At 44.7% G+C, this 16,289-nt stretch carries 18 protein-coding genes and 1 other annotated feature; of the genes, 17 read left to right on the top strand and 1 reads right to left on the bottom strand.

Annotated features, from left to right (window positions below; all coding sequences use genetic code 11):
- From KI350_RS14135 to KI350_RS14165, 7 genes are all read left to right on the top strand, one after another.
- Positions 1-936, top strand: a complete 936-nt coding sequence (locus tag KI350_RS14135; protein WP_023857761.1) for a HAMP domain-containing histidine kinase — start codon at positions 1-3, stop codon at positions 934-936.
- A gap of 94 nt (positions 937-1,030) precedes the next feature.
- Positions 1,031-1,975: an ABC transporter ATP-binding protein gene (locus tag KI350_RS14140; RefSeq protein WP_025810825.1), complete on the top strand. Its 945-nt coding sequence runs from the start codon at positions 1,031-1,033 to the stop codon at positions 1,973-1,975.
- Positions 1,969-2,652: an ABC transporter permease gene (locus KI350_RS14145; RefSeq protein WP_025810824.1), complete on the top strand. Its 684-nt coding sequence runs from the start codon at positions 1,969-1,971 to the stop codon at positions 2,650-2,652. The genes KI350_RS14140 and KI350_RS14145 overlap by 7 nt, the downstream gene beginning before the upstream one ends.
- A gap of 15 nt (positions 2,653-2,667) precedes the next feature.
- Positions 2,668-3,366 (top strand): ABC transporter permease, encoded by a 699-nt coding sequence (locus KI350_RS14150; RefSeq protein ID WP_023857763.1) that lies wholly within the window; start codon positions 2,668-2,670, stop codon positions 3,364-3,366.
- Positions 3,367-3,462: 96 nt separating this feature from the next.
- The gene (locus KI350_RS14155; protein ID WP_020450009.1) at positions 3,463-4,536 is read left to right on the top strand and encodes a DUF3900 domain-containing protein; all 1,074 of its coding nucleotides are present in this window, start codon (positions 3,463-3,465) and stop codon (positions 4,534-4,536) included.
- A gap of 150 nt (positions 4,537-4,686) precedes the next feature.
- Entirely contained in the window at positions 4,687-5,859 is a 1,173-nt protein-coding gene (locus KI350_RS14160; RefSeq protein ID WP_025810823.1) for a DUF4885 domain-containing protein, read from the top strand.
- Between the two features lie 418 nt (positions 5,860-6,277).
- The gene (locus tag KI350_RS14165) at positions 6,278-7,189 is read left to right on the top strand and encodes a macrolide 2'-phosphotransferase (RefSeq protein ID WP_025810822.1); all 912 of its coding nucleotides are present in this window, start codon (positions 6,278-6,280) and stop codon (positions 7,187-7,189) included.
- A gap of 34 nt (positions 7,190-7,223) precedes the next feature.
- Here KI350_RS14165 and KI350_RS14170 read toward each other — a convergent pair whose 3' ends face one another.
- Positions 7,224-7,643: a MarR family winged helix-turn-helix transcriptional regulator gene (locus KI350_RS14170; RefSeq protein WP_025810821.1), complete on the bottom strand. Its 420-nt coding sequence runs from the start codon at positions 7,641-7,643 to the stop codon at positions 7,224-7,226.
- 277 nt (positions 7,644-7,920) lie between these two features.
- Here KI350_RS14170 and KI350_RS14175 point away from each other — a divergent pair, with 277 nt between their 5' ends.
- The 10 genes from KI350_RS14175 to KI350_RS14220 all read left to right on the top strand — a co-directional run bounded on the left by KI350_RS14175 (position 7,921) and on the right by KI350_RS14220 (position 16,259).
- The gene (locus tag KI350_RS14175) at positions 7,921-9,432 is read left to right on the top strand and encodes a class I adenylate-forming enzyme family protein (protein ID WP_025810820.1); all 1,512 of its coding nucleotides are present in this window, start codon (positions 7,921-7,923) and stop codon (positions 9,430-9,432) included.
- A gap of 107 nt (positions 9,433-9,539) precedes the next feature.
- The gene (locus KI350_RS14180) at positions 9,540-10,754 is read left to right on the top strand and encodes a serpin family protein (RefSeq protein ID WP_023857768.1); all 1,215 of its coding nucleotides are present in this window, start codon (positions 9,540-9,542) and stop codon (positions 10,752-10,754) included.
- Between the two features lie 111 nt (positions 10,755-10,865).
- A complete protein-coding gene (locus KI350_RS14185) occupies positions 10,866-11,693 on the top strand; it encodes a PPC domain-containing protein (protein ID WP_023857769.1) in 828 nt (275 codons plus the stop codon).
- A 63-nt stretch (positions 11,694-11,756) separates the two neighbouring features.
- Positions 11,757-12,584: a DUF4885 family protein gene (locus KI350_RS14190; protein WP_059230726.1), complete on the top strand. Its 828-nt coding sequence runs from the start codon at positions 11,757-11,759 to the stop codon at positions 12,582-12,584.
- A gap of 117 nt (positions 12,585-12,701) precedes the next feature.
- Entirely contained in the window at positions 12,702-13,454 is a 753-nt protein-coding gene (locus tag KI350_RS14195) for a MerR family transcriptional regulator (RefSeq protein ID WP_020450017.1), read from the top strand.
- A 211-nt stretch (positions 13,455-13,665) separates the two neighbouring features.
- Positions 13,666-13,845 carry a hypothetical protein gene (locus KI350_RS14200; RefSeq protein WP_023857771.1) on the top strand — a complete coding sequence of 60 codons (180 nt, stop codon included), beginning with the start codon at positions 13,666-13,668 and terminating at the stop codon, positions 13,843-13,845.
- 15 nt (positions 13,846-13,860) lie between these two features.
- Positions 13,861-14,208: a PadR family transcriptional regulator gene (locus tag KI350_RS14205; protein ID WP_059230724.1), complete on the top strand. Its 348-nt coding sequence runs from the start codon at positions 13,861-13,863 to the stop codon at positions 14,206-14,208.
- Positions 14,201-14,716 (top strand): DUF2812 domain-containing protein, encoded by a 516-nt coding sequence (locus KI350_RS14210; protein WP_020450019.1) that lies wholly within the window; start codon positions 14,201-14,203, stop codon positions 14,714-14,716. The genes KI350_RS14205 and KI350_RS14210 overlap by 8 nt, the downstream gene beginning before the upstream one ends.
- A gap of 58 nt (positions 14,717-14,774) precedes the next feature.
- Positions 14,775-15,033, top strand: a binding site (T-box leader).
- 100 nt (positions 15,034-15,133) lie between these two features.
- Positions 15,134-15,295, top strand: a complete 162-nt coding sequence (locus tag KI350_RS14215; protein ID WP_035337337.1) for a tryptophan RNA-binding attenuator protein inhibitory protein — start codon at positions 15,134-15,136, stop codon at positions 15,293-15,295.
- A 19-nt stretch (positions 15,296-15,314) separates the two neighbouring features.
- On the top strand, positions 15,315-16,259 hold the full coding sequence (locus tag KI350_RS14220; protein ID WP_023857775.1) for a DMT family transporter: 945 nt from the start codon (positions 15,315-15,317) through the stop codon (positions 16,257-16,259).
- The last annotated feature ends 30 nt before the right edge of the window (positions 16,260-16,289 follow it).

Below are 16,289 nucleotides of genomic sequence, written 5' to 3' on the forward strand. Positions count from 1 at the left end.
ATGACAATGTTATGGATTGGCATGCTGATGATTTTGGCGTCTCTCAATATCGTCCAATATAAAATGAAAAAACAGCGGGACCAAAACTTGAAGTACATCACGGAAAAGCTCAGTATGATGCTAAATGAGCAGGCGGCTGATCAAATTTTATTAGGAACGGATGATAAAGTACTGCGGGATCTGCTCGTGCAAATGAACCTGTTTGTTGAGGAGCGTCAACGCATAACAGCCCGCTTTGCAAAAACGGAGCAGTCAATGAAACGAATGCTGACCAATATGTCCCATGATCTGAAAACCCCGCTGACTGTTGTGCTCGGATATATCGAGGCGATTCAAAATGACTCGGATATGGCGGAAGAAGAGCGTGAAAGGCTGCTGGAAAAACTTTATCAAAAAACAGGAGAAATCATTCAGCTGATGAATTCTTTCTTCGACTTGGCCAAACTCGAATCAGAAGATAAGCAAATACTGCTCACGAAAATACATATCAACGAAATATGCAGAAAAAACATTCTCCAACACTATGATGCCGTTCAGGCAAAAGGTTTTAAAGCTGTCATCGACATCCCGGATACCCCGGTTTATGCACATGGAAATGAAGAAGCGCTTGACCGGGTTCTGCAAAACCTTTTATCAAATGCGATTCAATATGGTGCAGATGGAAAGCTGATCGGATTGTCCCTTACATATGATGACACGCAGATTGTTATTACGGTTTGGGACCGTGGGAAAGGGATTGGCGAGTATGATCAGCAGCGGGTGTTCGAAAGGCTGTACACCCTTGAGGAATCGAGAAATAAAGCGTTCCAGGGAAGCGGGCTCGGCTTAACAATTACAAAAAGGCTCATTGAGAAAATGGGAGGGGGCATCTCTCTCCAAAGCAAGCCGTATGAACGGACAGCGTTTTCCATCACGCTAAAACGAATGACCTATTAGCAAACGTAAGAATTTCTTAAGAAACAAGAAATAAAAAAGACAGCGTCCATCGCTACAATAGACACATAGCAAAGACAGGAAAGGGGAAACAGAGTTGACTTACATCGTACAAACAAGCGGGCTTACCAAGACATTCAAAGGTCAAGAAGTTGTGTCAAATGTAAGCATGCATATACGAAAGGGAGAAATATACGGTTTTCTCGGCCCGAACGGAGCCGGGAAAACGACCGTCATGAAGATGCTGACGAGCCTCGTAAAACCGACAAGCGGGGAAATCAATATTCTCGGGCATAAGCTGACAAATCAATCATACGAGATTCTCGGCAAAATAGGCAGCATGATCGAATACCCGATTTTTTATGAAAATCTGACAGCCAATGAAAATTTAAATCTGCACTGTGAGTATATGGGATATCACAATAAAGCCAAGATTCAGGAAGTGCTGGACATGGTGAATTTAAAAAATATCGACAGCAAACCTGTCAAAACATTCTCGCTTGGTATGAAGCAGCGTCTTGGAATCGCGCGTGCCATTCTTACCAAACCCGACTTGCTCATCTTAGATGAACCGATTAATGGCCTTGATCCCATCGGGATTAAAGAAATCAGAAACTTATTTCAAGTATTGAGCAAAGAATATGGAATGACATTGCTCATCTCAAGCCATATCCTGAACGAAGTAGAGCAGATTGCAGATACAATCGGAGTGATTCGGGACGGCAGGCTTGTTGAAGAAGTATCGATGGAAAGCGTAAGAGGCCGGAACACAGAGTACATTGAACTCGTGACGCCGAATCAATTGCGGGCTTGCTTTGTGCTTGAACATGAGCTTCAGATTGCTAATTTTAAAATACTAAATGATAAAACGATCCGAATTTATGATGCCGAAGCTTCTCAAACAGCCATTTCTAAAGCTCTGATTTTGAATGATATAGAAATTGAGTCCATGAATAAAAAGCATACTTCGCTTGAGGACTACTTCCTCAGTTTAATCAACGGCAATGCGGCCAGCGCACAAGGAGGCGGAGATGCTTGCTGAATTTATTGAAAATCGAAATGAAAAAGATGAAGCTTGGCTGGTATGTACGCGGAGCCGTCTTTGCCAATTTCATCATCCTCGGTTTTCTGTGGATGGTGACCTTCACAGAAGGCAAGGATACGTTCCAAACGATTGATGAAACATTTCTTGTGATCGGCACTTTCGTCAGAGCGGTTTTTATCATTTTCGGAGCCGTGCTGATTTCAAAATTAATCATTTCAGAGTTTAAAAACAAGACAATACTTGTGATGTTTACGTACCCGATCAACCGAAAAAAACTGCTGGCTGCTAAACTGCTGATCGCAGCCGGGCTGACTTTCATTACGATATTGATATCAAATGCATGCGTTGCCGCTGCTTTTTTTCTGCTGAATTCAATCTATGGGGTCATCCCCGGCGAATTAACAGCTTCTATGGTTTCTCAGCAGGCTCTGAAAATGATCGTTTTTGCTTTTGGCGCCGCAGGAACGAGTTTAGTGCCCATCTTTTTCGGAATGCGGAAGCACTCCGCTGCGGCAACGATCATTTCGTCTGTCGTGATCAGCATGTTGATCAGTTCCACAAGCCCGGACTTTTCCATTTCTTCAATTGTTTATATTCCTTTATCTCTGGCCGCTGTCGGTCTGATTTTTTCCTTTTTGGCAGTAAGGCGGATCGAAAAAATAGATGTATTTTAACGGAGTTGAAGTTCAATGCTGAATTTAATTAAATTGGAGTTTAAAAAAACGAAACTAGGGTGGTATTACAAAGGTGCAGTGATTGCAAATCTATGTATACTCGGTTTTTTGTGCCTGATCGGATCGGAGGAAAAAAATCTTACTCAAGACCAAATGGCGATGGCTGACGCGGGATCCACGCTGCTGCTTCTCGGAACTTTTGTAAGGTCTGTGTTTATTGTCTTTGCAGGCGTGCTAATTGCCAAACTGATCATCGGAGAGTATAAAAACAGAACCATCACGGTCATGTTTACATATCCGGTCAGCCGAAAAAAACTGATCGCCGCAAAACTGCTGCTCACCGGCGGATTGACCTTCTTGACAATGATCGTGTCCGAACTGATTCTTGCGTTTATTTTCTCGCAGCTCAATGATATCTATCAATTCAGCCCGGAAAAACTGACGCTGCAAGCCATTGGAAATGAGATTGGCAGTATGCTCATTTACGCTGCTTCTTCGACAGGGTTGAGTTTTATTCCATTATACTTTGGGATGCGCAAACAATCCGTTCCTGCCACTATTGTGACATCCTGCATTTTGATTGCGCTGATCGGTCAGCAAAGTCCTGGATTCTCAATTGCATCTATTATTTATATTCCTGTTTCATTGGCTGTAATCGGGATTGTTATTGCGTTTTGGTCGATCCGAAAAATTGACCGGGAAGATGTATTATAATGGATCAATTATATAGTGAAGGTGCAAATTGACGGATTCCAGGCATTTACCTATACTTGAAGAACTGAAACAACAAGGAAAACGGGTGAACATGTCATGGAATTTGAAATTCGCTATATTTCTTTTTACGTCATTCAGGTCGACGGCAAGGATGAGCAGGCCAACAAGCAATATAAACATTTTCAGACGCTGGATACAGAGGAATTTGAAACCAGCGAACTGAAGGATTTCTTAGACGGGGAATTGAAAAAAATCGTGAAGCGGAAAGCCGAACGCCATCCGAAATCAGAGCAGGTGCCGACGAAAATCGGCCGCTTCATCACAGAACCGGGGCATGAGCTTGATTCTAATCCGAACTACAATCTGTTTCACAAAACAAAACTGGCGGAGACAAAGGAAGAATTCAATGAGCTGAGCGAACAGTTCGTCCGCACATACCTCGACACAAGCGCCGTCAGGGGAGGCGTTTTTTTGGTGGCGACAGCCGTACCGCGCAAATACTTCGATGATACATTTGTCTTTGTCATGAAGTGCGACTTTGAACCGAAGGTCGCTTCGATCGCCGATGAATCATCGCTGATCCGCAAGGTCGAAATGGCGATCACGACGAAAAACATGAAATCGATCCAGTATCCGCACATGCCTGAAGAGGGCATGACAGAGGAAAGCGAAGTGAAAATCCACCAGGCCTCGCACGCCCGCTACTTTGAAGACTTCTTAAAATTCGTCGAGTACGGCGAGTCGATGCCGGAAATCATGAAGTCCCAAGTGATGAACATGGTGCAGGAGCATGTGTACGAAGCATTTGAAGACAAAAGCGAAGAACTCCAGCAGTTTGAACATGATCTCGAAATCTGGGAAGCGAGCGAAAAGCGGGAGATTCAGGAACGCCTCGACACCCATCAAGTCATCGAAGCCTCCGCCCAGATCGTTGAGCATATGCCTGAGGCAGAGCTGAAAATGAAGCTGGGAGCAACCGAGATTAAAGGACTGCTGGCTGAATTCGGAGATTCGATCCACCTTGCCAAGGTAAACGGGCGCTATGTCGCGCTGATAGAAGCCGAGACGATTTCCTTTGAAAAGGGCAGTTCTCCGGTGGAATTTTATAAACCTGAGGGACTGCATGAGGTGATTGAGCGGATACGGAATAAAAGTGACAGGGAAGATTAGAAATAAGGAATGGCATCCGTTTTTTCGGATGCCTTTTGATTTTTCATCCAAATTGATGAGGGTGCTATGTAAATTACTGTTTAATAAGGTTAATATAAACATAATCAAGCCGATATAGGGATTATAGAAAGAATTGAGGAGAGGTACCCAATGCGTCTCAATAGTCAATACATCCGTACACAGCTGATGATTCAGAATATGTTGAAAAGGAATGCGGCTGATACAACTGTAAAAAATGTCTCTTCCGATATCACTGCCTTTGCGAAGAAGGCCAGCAGTCAAGCGGGAAGACCATCGAAGGAAAGTTTGAGTAAGCTGAACTACTCAAAGGACAGTATTGTGAATCATGCCGAAGCTTTCAGGCGGGCATACGAAGCAGCAAATGATCAAACTGTGGAAGAAACGAAGATCAATGCCCAAAACCCCTATGAGTCAGAAAGTGATATCAGGAAAAAAATCTTAGATGAAAAATACAGCAAAATCAATGCAATGAACAAAACGAAACCTGATCCTTTAGGCTATATTAAGGATAAATACAAAAATTCCAATTCCCCTTATTTCAGAAATGACCTGTCGGCAGCAGAAAGACAAGCTGCATATGACAATGAAACTGAGTGGCTGTTCAAAGGAAAAGCGCAAAACTATAATATGCAGGATGCCGCGTTTCGAAATGTGAATTTTAATGGGGAAGTAGAGGCGGAGAATGAGAAAATATATCAGCGCAGCCAAGTCAACAAACAGCTTCAAGCGCTGCTGGATCAATATCATATTGCCATTCCTGCGGATACGGCGCTCACCTTTACAATTTCCCCGATTGATTATCAAGTAAAAGTGAGCGGAACAGATGATGAGCAGCTCATCCATCAACTTGAACATATATTGCAATCAGGAGAAAACAGCAAACAGTTATTTCTGCATATCATGAAAAGCTTGAGCAGCGATTCAGCCCAATATTCCAAAGAAGCGCAGCAAAAGTATCACACGGTTCGCGAGATATATGAGGTGACAGGCTATCACCTGAAGGACTTGGAAGTGGTTGATGGCCGATATGTAACACCTGACGGCCGTGATTTGTTAGATGTGTATAAAGAAGAGCTGGAGAAGGACTCTGTCCAAAAGAAAACGGCTCATTTCGCAATCGCTCATTATGGAGCAGAGCTGAACAGACTTGCAGAAGCCGGATATGATTCTGTTCCGGATTTTATCTTATCTATTGACTACAGCAACGGATCTTTGCGGGATACAGGGCAAAAGAAAAGCTATGGAACCGGGGATACGGCTTGGCTAAGAGAATTAAAGCGCCGAACGGGTGTTAATTATTAGTTAGGCAGGAACATATGGGTTTCCTCTATCAGGTTGATTTTCTTAATAATTGAATTTTGCGTTGCGGGTCACCCTGCCACCTGTTAAAATAAGGATAACTTTAAAGAACGGAGGGATTTCCCAAATGGCATACATCAGATTCCGATTGAACTTTGTCCTCGCTAACTAAATCGTGAACAAAGTCTCTGCCTGTGTGCAGGGTAATCGGGATCAGTCTGCCTGTTTTTAGGGGACCCTTTATGCAATAACAGAGGGAGAGGCGCGGATTCCAGCGCCTCTTTTTTTGCCTTTAAAAATAGCTTATCTGAAGCTTGCCTTCAGTTTATTTGTCATATCTTTTTCCGTTTACTTTCCAGCGCAGGCAGACGACCTGTGCTTTTTTTTTATTAAAAACCTTCAGTAAAGGGGAAAATCGTATATGACAATTGTAAATGAACAAATTGAACAAATATTAAAACTTGCGGAAAAACACGGCCTTCGGCTGAAACGAAAGCATGCGGAAATCAACGAGTCCGGCATGGATTTTCAAGTCGTCTTTGCCGAAGATGAAGCAGGCAAGAGATGGGTCTTGAGAAAACCGCGGCGCGACGATGTGATTGAAAGAGCAGTGTATGAAGGGAAAGTGCTGAAGCTGCTGCAAAACCATCTTCCCGCCGCTGTGCCGGATTGGCGCATTCATACTCCCGAACTGATTGCATATCCGGAGCTTCCGGGGGTTCCTGCCGCGGTCATTGACATGGAGGTGAAGAATTACGTATGGAACATGGATCATGAGCCTCCGGCTGAAACCTTTGTCAAGTCATTGGCGAAAACGCTCGCGCTATTGCACAGCATTGATCATAAAGCCGCAGAAGAAGCGGGCATGCATGTGATGAATCCGGATGGCGTCAGGCGGTCAAAAGCAGAGCAGATGGAACAGATCAAAAGAGAGCTCGGGGTTAGCGGCGAGCTCTGGGAAAGATGGCAAAATTGGCTGTCCGACGACTCGTATTGGCCTGAACATACTGCGTTTATCCACGGCGACTTGCATCCCCCGCATATTTTAATTGACCAGCATCAGAGCATAACTGGGCTGTTGGATTGGACGGAAGCGAAAATCGCCGACCCGGCAAAAGATTTTCTATTATACGAGACGATTTTAGGAGAAGCCGAAACCGCCCGGCTCATCTCTTATTATGAAAAAGAAGGGGGCCGGGTCTGGCCGCGGATGAAAGAGCATATTACAGAATTGCAGGCCGCCTACGGCATCGAAATCGGCATGTTCGCCCTGCAGACAAAACAAGAAGAGCACTTGAAGATGGCGCTGGACGCGCTTGGGGTCAGACAATAAAAAAAGGGCTGTCGATTTCGATCGACGGCCCGTTTCACATCATAATTTTTTCAATCATAGCAAAAAAAACCTTTTTTTCTTCCTCTGACAATTTGCCGAAGAGCTTGTCGATCAAGGCCTGGCGGTTTTCCACCATTTGTGCGGCGATCCTCGTGCCTTCTTGCGACAGTTCGATCCAGACGGTGCGCCGGTCATCGTTATTTCTCGATCTGATCACAAAGCCCTCTTTCTCCAAATGGTTCAGAGCTGTTGTCGTTGCTGATGGAGACAGGGCGACCTCCTGTAAAATCTCCTTTATCGTACATGTTCCGTGTCTGTAAATGATACGCAAAATAAACCCTTTGCCGCTCGTGATATTTTTCGGAATCGTTTCTTCGTCCAATTTCTTTGAAGACCGCAAATATTTCGTGAAAGCATGATCCAATAGATTCGCTTCAATCCGATGGTGATTCATGAAGGTTTCCTCATTTCCGACATCGTGTAGTAGATCAGCAATTTTATGCTGGTCAAACAAACATAGGTCTATTTTATCATAAGCGAATGCTCCGCAAAAAACGATTTTATGAATTTTAACATGAGTCATTTAATTTCTTTTGTTATCAATTCATAAAGATAATAATTCTATTATGAAATAGTTTTACAATGGATATATTTTGTTTTAGAATGAATTTGTGCGTCACATAATCTCACCAGGTTTTGTGAGAAACAATGAAAATTTGGAGATGAAAATTTTGAGTACACTTCAGCAATTAATCAATCATCATATGGAAACGTCAGATGGGTTGGAAGCATTGTCCGGAGGAGATCGAACGTTTACGTTCAAAGCGTATCATCAACGGGTGAACCAGCTGGCTCATTATCTGCTGGAGGAGGGTGTTCAAAAAGGAGACCACATCGCGGTTTTATGTAAAAATAATCATCATTTTCCCGTCATTTTGCTGGCGTCTCTTAAAATCGGGGCGACAGTCGTGCCGTTAAGCTGGCAGCTGACATCGTATGAATTAAAAGGAATCTTGAACAACTGCCGGCCGAAGGTGATGTTTTATGACTTGGAATTTGCCGATATACTAACGCCGCTCCGCGAACAGCTTCAGTTCTGCCTGATGATTGAAGCGGGTGCGGGAATGAACACGACTGAACAGTTTGAGAGCCTATTTAAAAACAGGCCGCTGGAGGTGGAGGCCGACCAGGTGACCGAGCATGATTTGGCTTTAATGCTGTTCACCTCGGGCACGACCGGAAATCCGAAAGGCTGTATGGTCAACCACGGCAGTCTGGCCGCATACTTGACAGAGGTGAACGTGAAATCGAAACAGCTGAAAGGCATGCGCTTTTTAGCGAGCCATCCGCTTTATCATATGAGCTCGCTCAACCATGTTTTTCAGGCGGCTTTTGAAGGAATTGGGCTTCATTTCTTATGGGACCCCGAACCGTTTGAAATCCTGCAGGAGATCGAGAAGAAACACATTCATATGATGATGGCGTTTCCTTCCGTCTACACTTACATGCTGGAGGAAATGAAAAGACATCCATTCGACCTGTCGTCTGTGAAAATGCTTGTCTCCGGCGGCACCAAGGTGCCGGCGCGGCTGATTAAGGAGTACAATGACATAGGAATCCTGATGGTGCAGGGGTATGGCAGCACAGAAGCATGGACGGTCAGCGTATGGCGGCCTGACATGGGCTGGGATAAAGTCAATTCAGCCGGCAAGCCGATTCCGCAAGTCAGCATAAAAATCGAAGACCCTGATACACATGAAGAGCTGCCAAGGGGCGAAGTCGGAGAAGTCGTCGTCAAAAGCCCGTATGTTTTTGAAGGGTATTACCAAAATCCTTCCGCCACGCAAAAGGTGCTGAAAGACGGCTGGTTTTATATGGGGGACTCCGGCAAACTTGATGAAGACGGATTTTTATATATTACCGGCCGGTATAAAGACGTCATTGTCTACGGAGGCGACAACATTTATCCTGACCAGGTGGAGGAGATCATCGATCAAGTGCCCGGAGTCGTCGAATCGGCCGTCATCGGCGTCCCGGATGAAATGTACGGGGAAGTTCCGAGGGCGTATGTGGTGAAAAACGAAAGCTCCGGCCTTAAGAAGGAGGACATTATCGCGTATTGCAAAGAGCGCCTGTCCGACTATAAAATTCCTGAAATCGTTTTTACCGACAGCCTTCCGAAAAACAGGCTCGGCAAAATCGTCAAAAAAGATTTGCGCGAACTGGCTGTTAAAGGACAGTGAGCGCAGTAACAGAAAGCTTATCCAGCATTGGATAAGCTTTTTTTGCTGCCGTTTTTTGTAACGTTTTCCAATGCTAAACCCACTACAACAGTAGGAGGTGTTGACAATTGAAATCGAAATGGAGTGCGATGGTGATATGGACCGGTCTTTTATTGTTGGCCGGATGCGGAGTGCACAAGGAGGCCGATCCCCCGCCCGTCAGATCCGCGCAAAAAACGGACGCCTCGTTATCTGAAGCTGAACAGCGGTTTGCGCTCGCATTGTTTCAAGACATGATAAAAGAGGAAGGAAGCCGGAAAAACATCTTCCTCTCGCCTTACAGTATTCACCAGGCACTTGTGATGACGGCAAACGGTGCCGCGGGAGACAGCAGAAAGGAACTGCTCGGCACTTTAAACCTCAACCAGACGGATATGACATCGATCAACAGGATGTCACAATCTGTGAATCGTTCGCTAGAAACGCTGCCTCACGGCGAATTTTCATCGGCCAATTCGATATGGTCCAAAAGGGAGCTGAAAGAAAGCTTTCAAGACGCGATCAAAGGCCTTGGCGACGCCTATCAGCTTCATGATGATCCAAATCGGGCAGCAGAAGAAATCAACGGCTGGGTCAAAAAGAAAACGAAAGACCGCATTGATCAGATCGTTGACAAGGTCTCGTCGAATACGATTGCCTACATCATTAATGCCGTCTATTTTAGAGAAAGCTGGAAGCATCCATTTGATCCTCACATGACAGCGGAACAGCCATTTTATTCTGCGGACGGCTCCGCAAAAAAACACCCCATGATGACGCAGACAAACCGCTTTCCTTATCTGGAAAACAAACATTTTCAAGCCGTCAAGCTTCCTTTTCAAGACGAAGGTCTGTCATTGGCTGTTTTTCTGCCGAAAAAAGCGGCAAATCTTGAACAGCTTCTAGCTGGCATGACGTATGATCAATGGCGCGCCTTGCATAAGGGCTGGACGATGAAACAGGTGGAGCTCAAGCTGCCGCGCTTCTCATTTCAAACAGACTACATGTTAAATGAACCGCTTAAACGGCTTGGAATGAAAACCGTGTTTAGCAGCGCGGATTTTTCAAATATGTTTGCCGGAGAAGGCGCCGCTCAAATTGATAAAGTCAGACATAAAACATTTATCAAAGTAGATGAAGCGGGTACCGAAGCATCCGCGGCAACGGCGGTTGAGATCATCGAATCAGCTCCCGTCCCTGAAGTGACGATGACTGCAGACCACCCGTTTTATTTCGCGATTGTTGATGAAACATCCGGAATGAACCTTTTTGTGGGCAGTGTGGCAGAGCCGTCGGATGAGTAAACTTGGAAAAATTCTATTATTTTATAAAATATTCATTAAACTTCCAATTCAATTACCGATATAAGGAAGGGAGTTCCTTTATGGTGATGAATAAACGGGAGGCAAGGACAAATGAAAAAAAGTTTGTTTCTTTTCGTGTTCAGTGTGTTTTTGATGGCGATTCCAGCATTTTCGGCTTCGGCAAATGTTTACGAAGATGAGTATGAACCCAACAATTCTTTCGCTGAGGCTTATGATTTAGGATTGTGGAAATACAAGACGATTTCGGCGACGATTCACAGCGAAAGCGATAAAGATTATTACAAATTTTACGCGACAAAGGGAGAACAGCTTGCCATTCACCTAAAGAACATCCCGGCAAATACAGACTATGATCTTTACTTATTTAAAGATTCTTACGGCTATCCTGCAGTAGGATCTTCTGAAAGAACGGGAAACCAAAATGAAATTATCCGCTTGGATGTTCCGGAGACAGGCCGGTACATTGCGGTCGTCACGTCTAAAGACGGTTCATATGACGGTTGGGGATTTTACAGACTTGAATTTATCGACAGAATGAAGAGCGGTGCTTATACGGCGAATTTGTCTCCATCATCCATCTCAAGCCCGGGACAGGGAGTCGTTTCTCCGGTTGCCGCCGTCAATCTTGCCAATGTCTCGGCCATTCCCGAAGGAGCGACTGTGAAAAGCGTTTCCGCCGAGGGAACCATTTCTCCGAGCCTCGGACACACCTACAGGGAAGTTCTGAACAAGGAAGAAGGCGTTTGGCACACATCGGTTTCCGGCGGCACACTGTTTCCGGATCTAAAGCCTGAACTTGCGCTTCCGGTCAAAACGACATGGAATGTGAGATACTATTCGCTCGCTTGGAGCAGTTCAACATGGAGATCGCCGCAGCTGAAGATCAATTATCAATATGATTCAACATACGGCTGGTAAACAGATCCAAATTCCGTCCGATATAAAAAGTAATCGAATGTAATTGGCATGAAAGGAGCTCCCATGAATATTAGAGACAGGGTAAAACTTTCGCTTTATTCCGAGCAGCTGATGAAGCCTGCCGCCGCGGAGATGCCGGCTAAGACTACAGGTTCCAAGAGAATGGTCGGCAGCCAAACAGACACCCTCTCCATCAGCAAACAGGCTGAAGCGGCTCAAAAAAATGCACCGTCATTACGATCACAAATGAACGGTGTTCAATTTGAGATCTATAATCTTTATGTGGACAGGCAGCGTTTGAACAGCCAGATCGATGAGACGCTGCGCGAGAGCGGAATTTCTCTTTCCGAGAGTGAACATCTGACATTGCATGTAGACGGAAATAACCGGATTACAGTTGAAGGCATCGAAGATGAACAAAAAAGAACCCGGATCGAAGCCGTTTTAAATAACAGTGATAAACGGTTTGGCGCCCGTCTGTTGAGCCATGCGGAACTGATCGGTGAACAAAATGGAACGCCGCTGGATAAAGAAGCTTATGAAAAATGGCATGTGAATGAGTTTTTGAAAACGATTGCCGGTCTGTCTTTGGCTGATGTCAGTTTGGATGAAAAAGGAGAGCTTGAAGGCGGAAATGAGAGGCTCATCAGAGTGATTGAATCTGCTAAAGACCCGAAAAGCGACTTGGAGAAGAGCTTTCAAAACATGCTGAAGAAGCTGAAGAATGTTCTGGCGAAAGGGCCGGACACCATTGCGGACAGATCGGCTTCTTTCGGATATGCCGGCGGAACGCTCATCGATCTCAATGTATCAAAAGGATTCTCCGCGGGCCAGCTGAACGAGTGGCTGGATGATCCGTTTCTTAAAGAAGTCTTGCTGAACAATTCTTAAAAGACCTGGCAAAGCAATTTTGCCGGGTTTTTTGTTTGTATAAAAAAATTTCAAATTTCGCATTGACCCTCACGTTGCGGGATACTTTATAGTCAATATCGAAGGGAGGTCAGATAAATGAAAATGAAAGTAAAGGAAGTGGCCGACTTAGTCGGCATCAGTGTGCGCACACTGCATCATTATGATGAAATCGGATTATTAGCTCCGTCGGAGACGACCGAAGCCGGGTATCGGCTGTATTCAGATGACGATCTGGAAAAGCTGCAGCAAATCCTGTTTTTCAGAGAGCTTGACTTCCCTTTAAAAAAGATTAAAAGCATTCTTGAGAACCCTTCATTTGACAGGAATGAGGCGCTTCAGCTCCATCGCAAAGCGCTGCTGGAGAAAAGAAGCCGGCTTGACCAAATGATTGCGACAATCGATAAAACGATCCAATTCGCGAAAGGAGAAATCAACATGACAAACGAGGAAAAATTCGCGGGATTTGATTTCAGTCAAAACCCGTATGAGGAAGAAGCGCGGGAACGCTGGGGCGATGAAGCCGTCGACAGATCGAAGGCCTATATCGAATCCATGCCCGAAGGTGAACGGAAAAAGATGGAACAGCAATATGATGCCATTTACAGAAAAATCGCCGCCCTCAGAAAAGGCGCTTCAGACTCAGAGGAAGCACAGGCGGCTATAAAGGAATGGTACGACTTTCTGAACAATAACACCGGCCACAGCTATTCGCTCGAAGCTTTCAAAGGTCTGGGACAAATGTATGTCGCTGACGAGCGCTTTACGAAAAACATTGATCAATACGGCGCCGGCTTGGCGAAGTTCATGTGCGACGCCATGACGGTGTTTGCTGACAGGAATAAGGAATAATCGCTGGAAACCGCCTGATAAGGTCGTGAAATGACCTTTTAGGCGGTTTTTTTAATTTTAATGTGAGCTATTCCTTTTGGGCAATAGCCTGTGCTCACTTATTTGATTTGCAGGGTAAATGCTGTGTTTGATTTGTGTCGAATCTTCTAATATGTTATTATATCGTAAGTCGATATATCGTAAGGCGATGTAAAATAAGGAGGCGAATGATTTGAATACACACTTTACCGGGATGTTATTTGTTTTGAGCGGAATTTTTTTATTAAATTTAGCGATTTTATCAGGAATAAACGGTGTATGGTGGGGACTAGCTCTTGGCGGCAGCATCATTTTCAATCTAATAGGTGTTGTACTGCTCATGAGATATATAAATGAAAAACGCCATACTTAAAATGAGGTGCGAAAAGTGAAGAAAAAAACGGTGGAAAGCTATTTACCGCTTACGCAGGCTACGTATTACATATTATTGTCATTAACTCAACCACTACATGGCTACGGCATTATGCAAAGGGTTGAGAGCATGAGTGAGGGTGAGGTCAAACTAGGGCCTGGCACTCTTTATGGTGCATTAAGCAAACTCGAAAAGCAGGGGCTCATTAGAAAGGAAGGCGAATCCGGCGATAATCGGCGAAAGCAGTATATTTTAACGAATGAAGGATGGCAGGTGATTGAACTCGAATTTAAACGCCTATCCAAATTAGTGGCGATCAGTCAATCTATTTTTCAAAAAGAGGGAGATACAAGTCATGAGTAAAAAAAGAAAGCGTAAATTCCGTTTTTTTCTTGCTTGGCAAGACCGGAAGGAGGAGAACTGGCTGAATGAAATGGCAAAACAGGGGTGGATGTTAAAGTCCTTCTTTTTATTTATCTATATATTTGAAAAGACAAAACCAAGCAATACAGTATATCGGCTCGACTATAAGACAACATCAAACCTGGATCAGGAAGAATATATTCATATATACGAGGATGCAGGCTGGAAGCATGTGACACAGTTTTTAAATTGGCATTACTTTGCGGCTGATCCCAGTCAAGTTCAAACAAATGCGATTTATACAGACCGCGAATCTGAAGCAGAAAAATATAATGGCTTACTAAAAGTGCTGTATGCTGCATTTGCCAGTGTATTTCTCAGCTTGGGACTACCGCTTCTCGTCATAGGCATCCCTGGATATTTTTATTGGATAGCAGCATTCAATCTCCTTGTTTTGTGTCTGTTGACCGTGTGTATATTAAAGGTTCGTAAAAAAACAAGAATTTAATGCTGATTGACACTTGCTAATTTTCAGAGTAATATATTTTTTACAAATCATGTACGGTTAAACGATATTGAGGAAGAGCAAGTACGTGTCAGAGCATGGGTTTAAGAGAGTCGGTGGCTGGTGTGAACCGATGCCCTTCTGACGCCGAATGGGCTTCTGAATCGCTTCGCTGAAACGGACAGTAGGCGAAGCCGGGATAGTTCTCTCCGTTATCAAGAGAAGCGTATCGAAAGGGCTGACTGTTCCCTTTCCGTATGTTCCAAGCGAATCGTTGATGCGATTAATAAAGGTGGTACCGCGAGACCCTCGTCCTTTTGTGACGGGGGTTTTTTGTATTTTTAAGGAGGTGGTGGCCGTGGAGGAAGGCTGGCCGGAGTGGCCGCATCATATTAAACGGAAACGGAGGTGTGATGGTAAATGGTGATTGCAACGGACGATTTGGAAACGACATGTCCAAATTGCAATGGAAGCGGAAGAGAAGAGCCGGAGCCTTGTCCAAAATGTTCGGGAAAAGGTGTGATTTTGACGGCCCAGGGAAGCACATTGCTCCATTTTATAAAAAAACATATCCACGAATAAAAAGGACGGGTGTTGAAAGTTGAGTCGAGAAGAGAAGAGTACAGCTGAGCAGAGCGGCCATATTCAAAGCGGCGTTCGAAAAGCGGCCGGGGTCGTTTTTATGGTCTTTGGGACGATGTGTTTTGCTTCAAAATCCATTTTTGTCAAATGGGCTTATGAACAAGGTGCACAGCCGGAAGCGGTGCTGTTGTACCGGCAATTATTTGCGGCGCCGCTGTTTTGGCTGATTTTTGTTGTGTATCGTTCAAAGCTTCCGGCTAAACCAGAAAAAGCGGAGATTTTTAAAGCTTATGCGGCCGGATTGCTTTGTTTTTTTCTGTCGCCATTGCTTGATTTTATCGGCCTTCATGATGTTTCGGCAATCGTTGAACGGATGATTGTGATGAGCTATCCCATGTTCGTATTGATCATCACTGCCTTTGTAAATAAAAAAATGATCTCGGGTCAAACGTTTGCTGCCATCTTGCTTGTGAATGCCGGGCTGTTCTTGGCTGTCGGCGGATGGGATGTGCAAGCATTTGAAGCGAACCTGTCAGGAGCTTTTTTGATCTTATTGTCCGCTGTCGCCTATGCGGTTTATCTTGTTGTGGCGGGAGGCCTTGTCCGTCAAATCGGCGGGATTCGGATGAATGCCTATGGAATGTCGGCGGCAAGTCTTGCGATGGCCGGTTATGCGCTGTTTCGCGCAACAGGAAAACAGCCGGGAATCCTGCTTTCTTATCCTCCCGCAATGTATGTTTTTTTTATGATCATTGCAGCGGTGACGACGGTCATTCCTTTTTTATTCATGCTGGAAGGCATGAAGCGGATAGGAGCGGAGCGGGGAGCCGTCATTTCTATGATCGGCCCCGTTCTTACCATCTTCGGAGGTGTTTTGTTTTTAAACGAACGTTTAACATCCATTCAGTGGCTGGGGTGCTTCCTTGTGCTCCTGACCATCAGTCTGCTGGAATACCGGAAATAGAAAAAGGGATTCATATCCCTTTTTCTGTAT

Origin of the sequence: Bacillus sp. J41TS8 (genome assembly GCF_018333035.1) — a bacterium.
Taxonomy (GTDB): Bacteria; Bacillota; Bacilli; order Bacillales; family Bacillaceae; genus Bacillus; species Bacillus paralicheniformis.

What these genes read in the sequence shown, in the direction of transcription:
- KI350_RS14135 (WP_023857761.1), top strand. Translation starts at nt 1, where the DNA reads ATGACAATGTTATGGATTGGCATGCTGATGATTTTGGCGTCTCTCAAT.
- KI350_RS14150 (WP_023857763.1), top strand. Translation starts at nt 2,668, where the DNA reads ATGCTGAATTTAATTAAATTGGAGTTTAAAAAAACGAAACTAGGGTGG.
- KI350_RS14155 (WP_020450009.1), top strand. Translation starts at nt 3,463, where the DNA reads ATGGAATTTGAAATTCGCTATATTTCTTTTTACGTCATTCAGGTCGAC.
- KI350_RS14160 (WP_025810823.1), top strand. Translation starts at nt 4,687, where the DNA reads ATGCGTCTCAATAGTCAATACATCCGTACACAGCTGATGATTCAGAAT.
- KI350_RS14165 (WP_025810822.1), top strand. Translation starts at nt 6,278, where the DNA reads ATGACAATTGTAAATGAACAAATTGAACAAATATTAAAACTTGCGGAA.
- KI350_RS14170 (WP_025810821.1), bottom strand. Translation starts at nt 7,643, where the DNA reads ATGAATCACCATCGGATTGAAGCGAATCTATTGGATCATGCTTTCACG.
- KI350_RS14185 (WP_023857769.1), top strand. Translation starts at nt 10,866, where the DNA reads ATGAAAAAAAGTTTGTTTCTTTTCGTGTTCAGTGTGTTTTTGATGGCG.
- KI350_RS14190 (WP_059230726.1), top strand. Translation starts at nt 11,757, where the DNA reads ATGAATATTAGAGACAGGGTAAAACTTTCGCTTTATTCCGAGCAGCTG.
- KI350_RS14195 (WP_020450017.1), top strand. Translation starts at nt 12,702, where the DNA reads ATGAAAATGAAAGTAAAGGAAGTGGCCGACTTAGTCGGCATCAGTGTG.
- KI350_RS14210 (WP_020450019.1), top strand. Translation starts at nt 14,201, where the DNA reads ATGAGTAAAAAAAGAAAGCGTAAATTCCGTTTTTTTCTTGCTTGGCAA.
- KI350_RS14215 (WP_035337337.1), top strand. Translation starts at nt 15,134, where the DNA reads ATGGTGATTGCAACGGACGATTTGGAAACGACATGTCCAAATTGCAAT.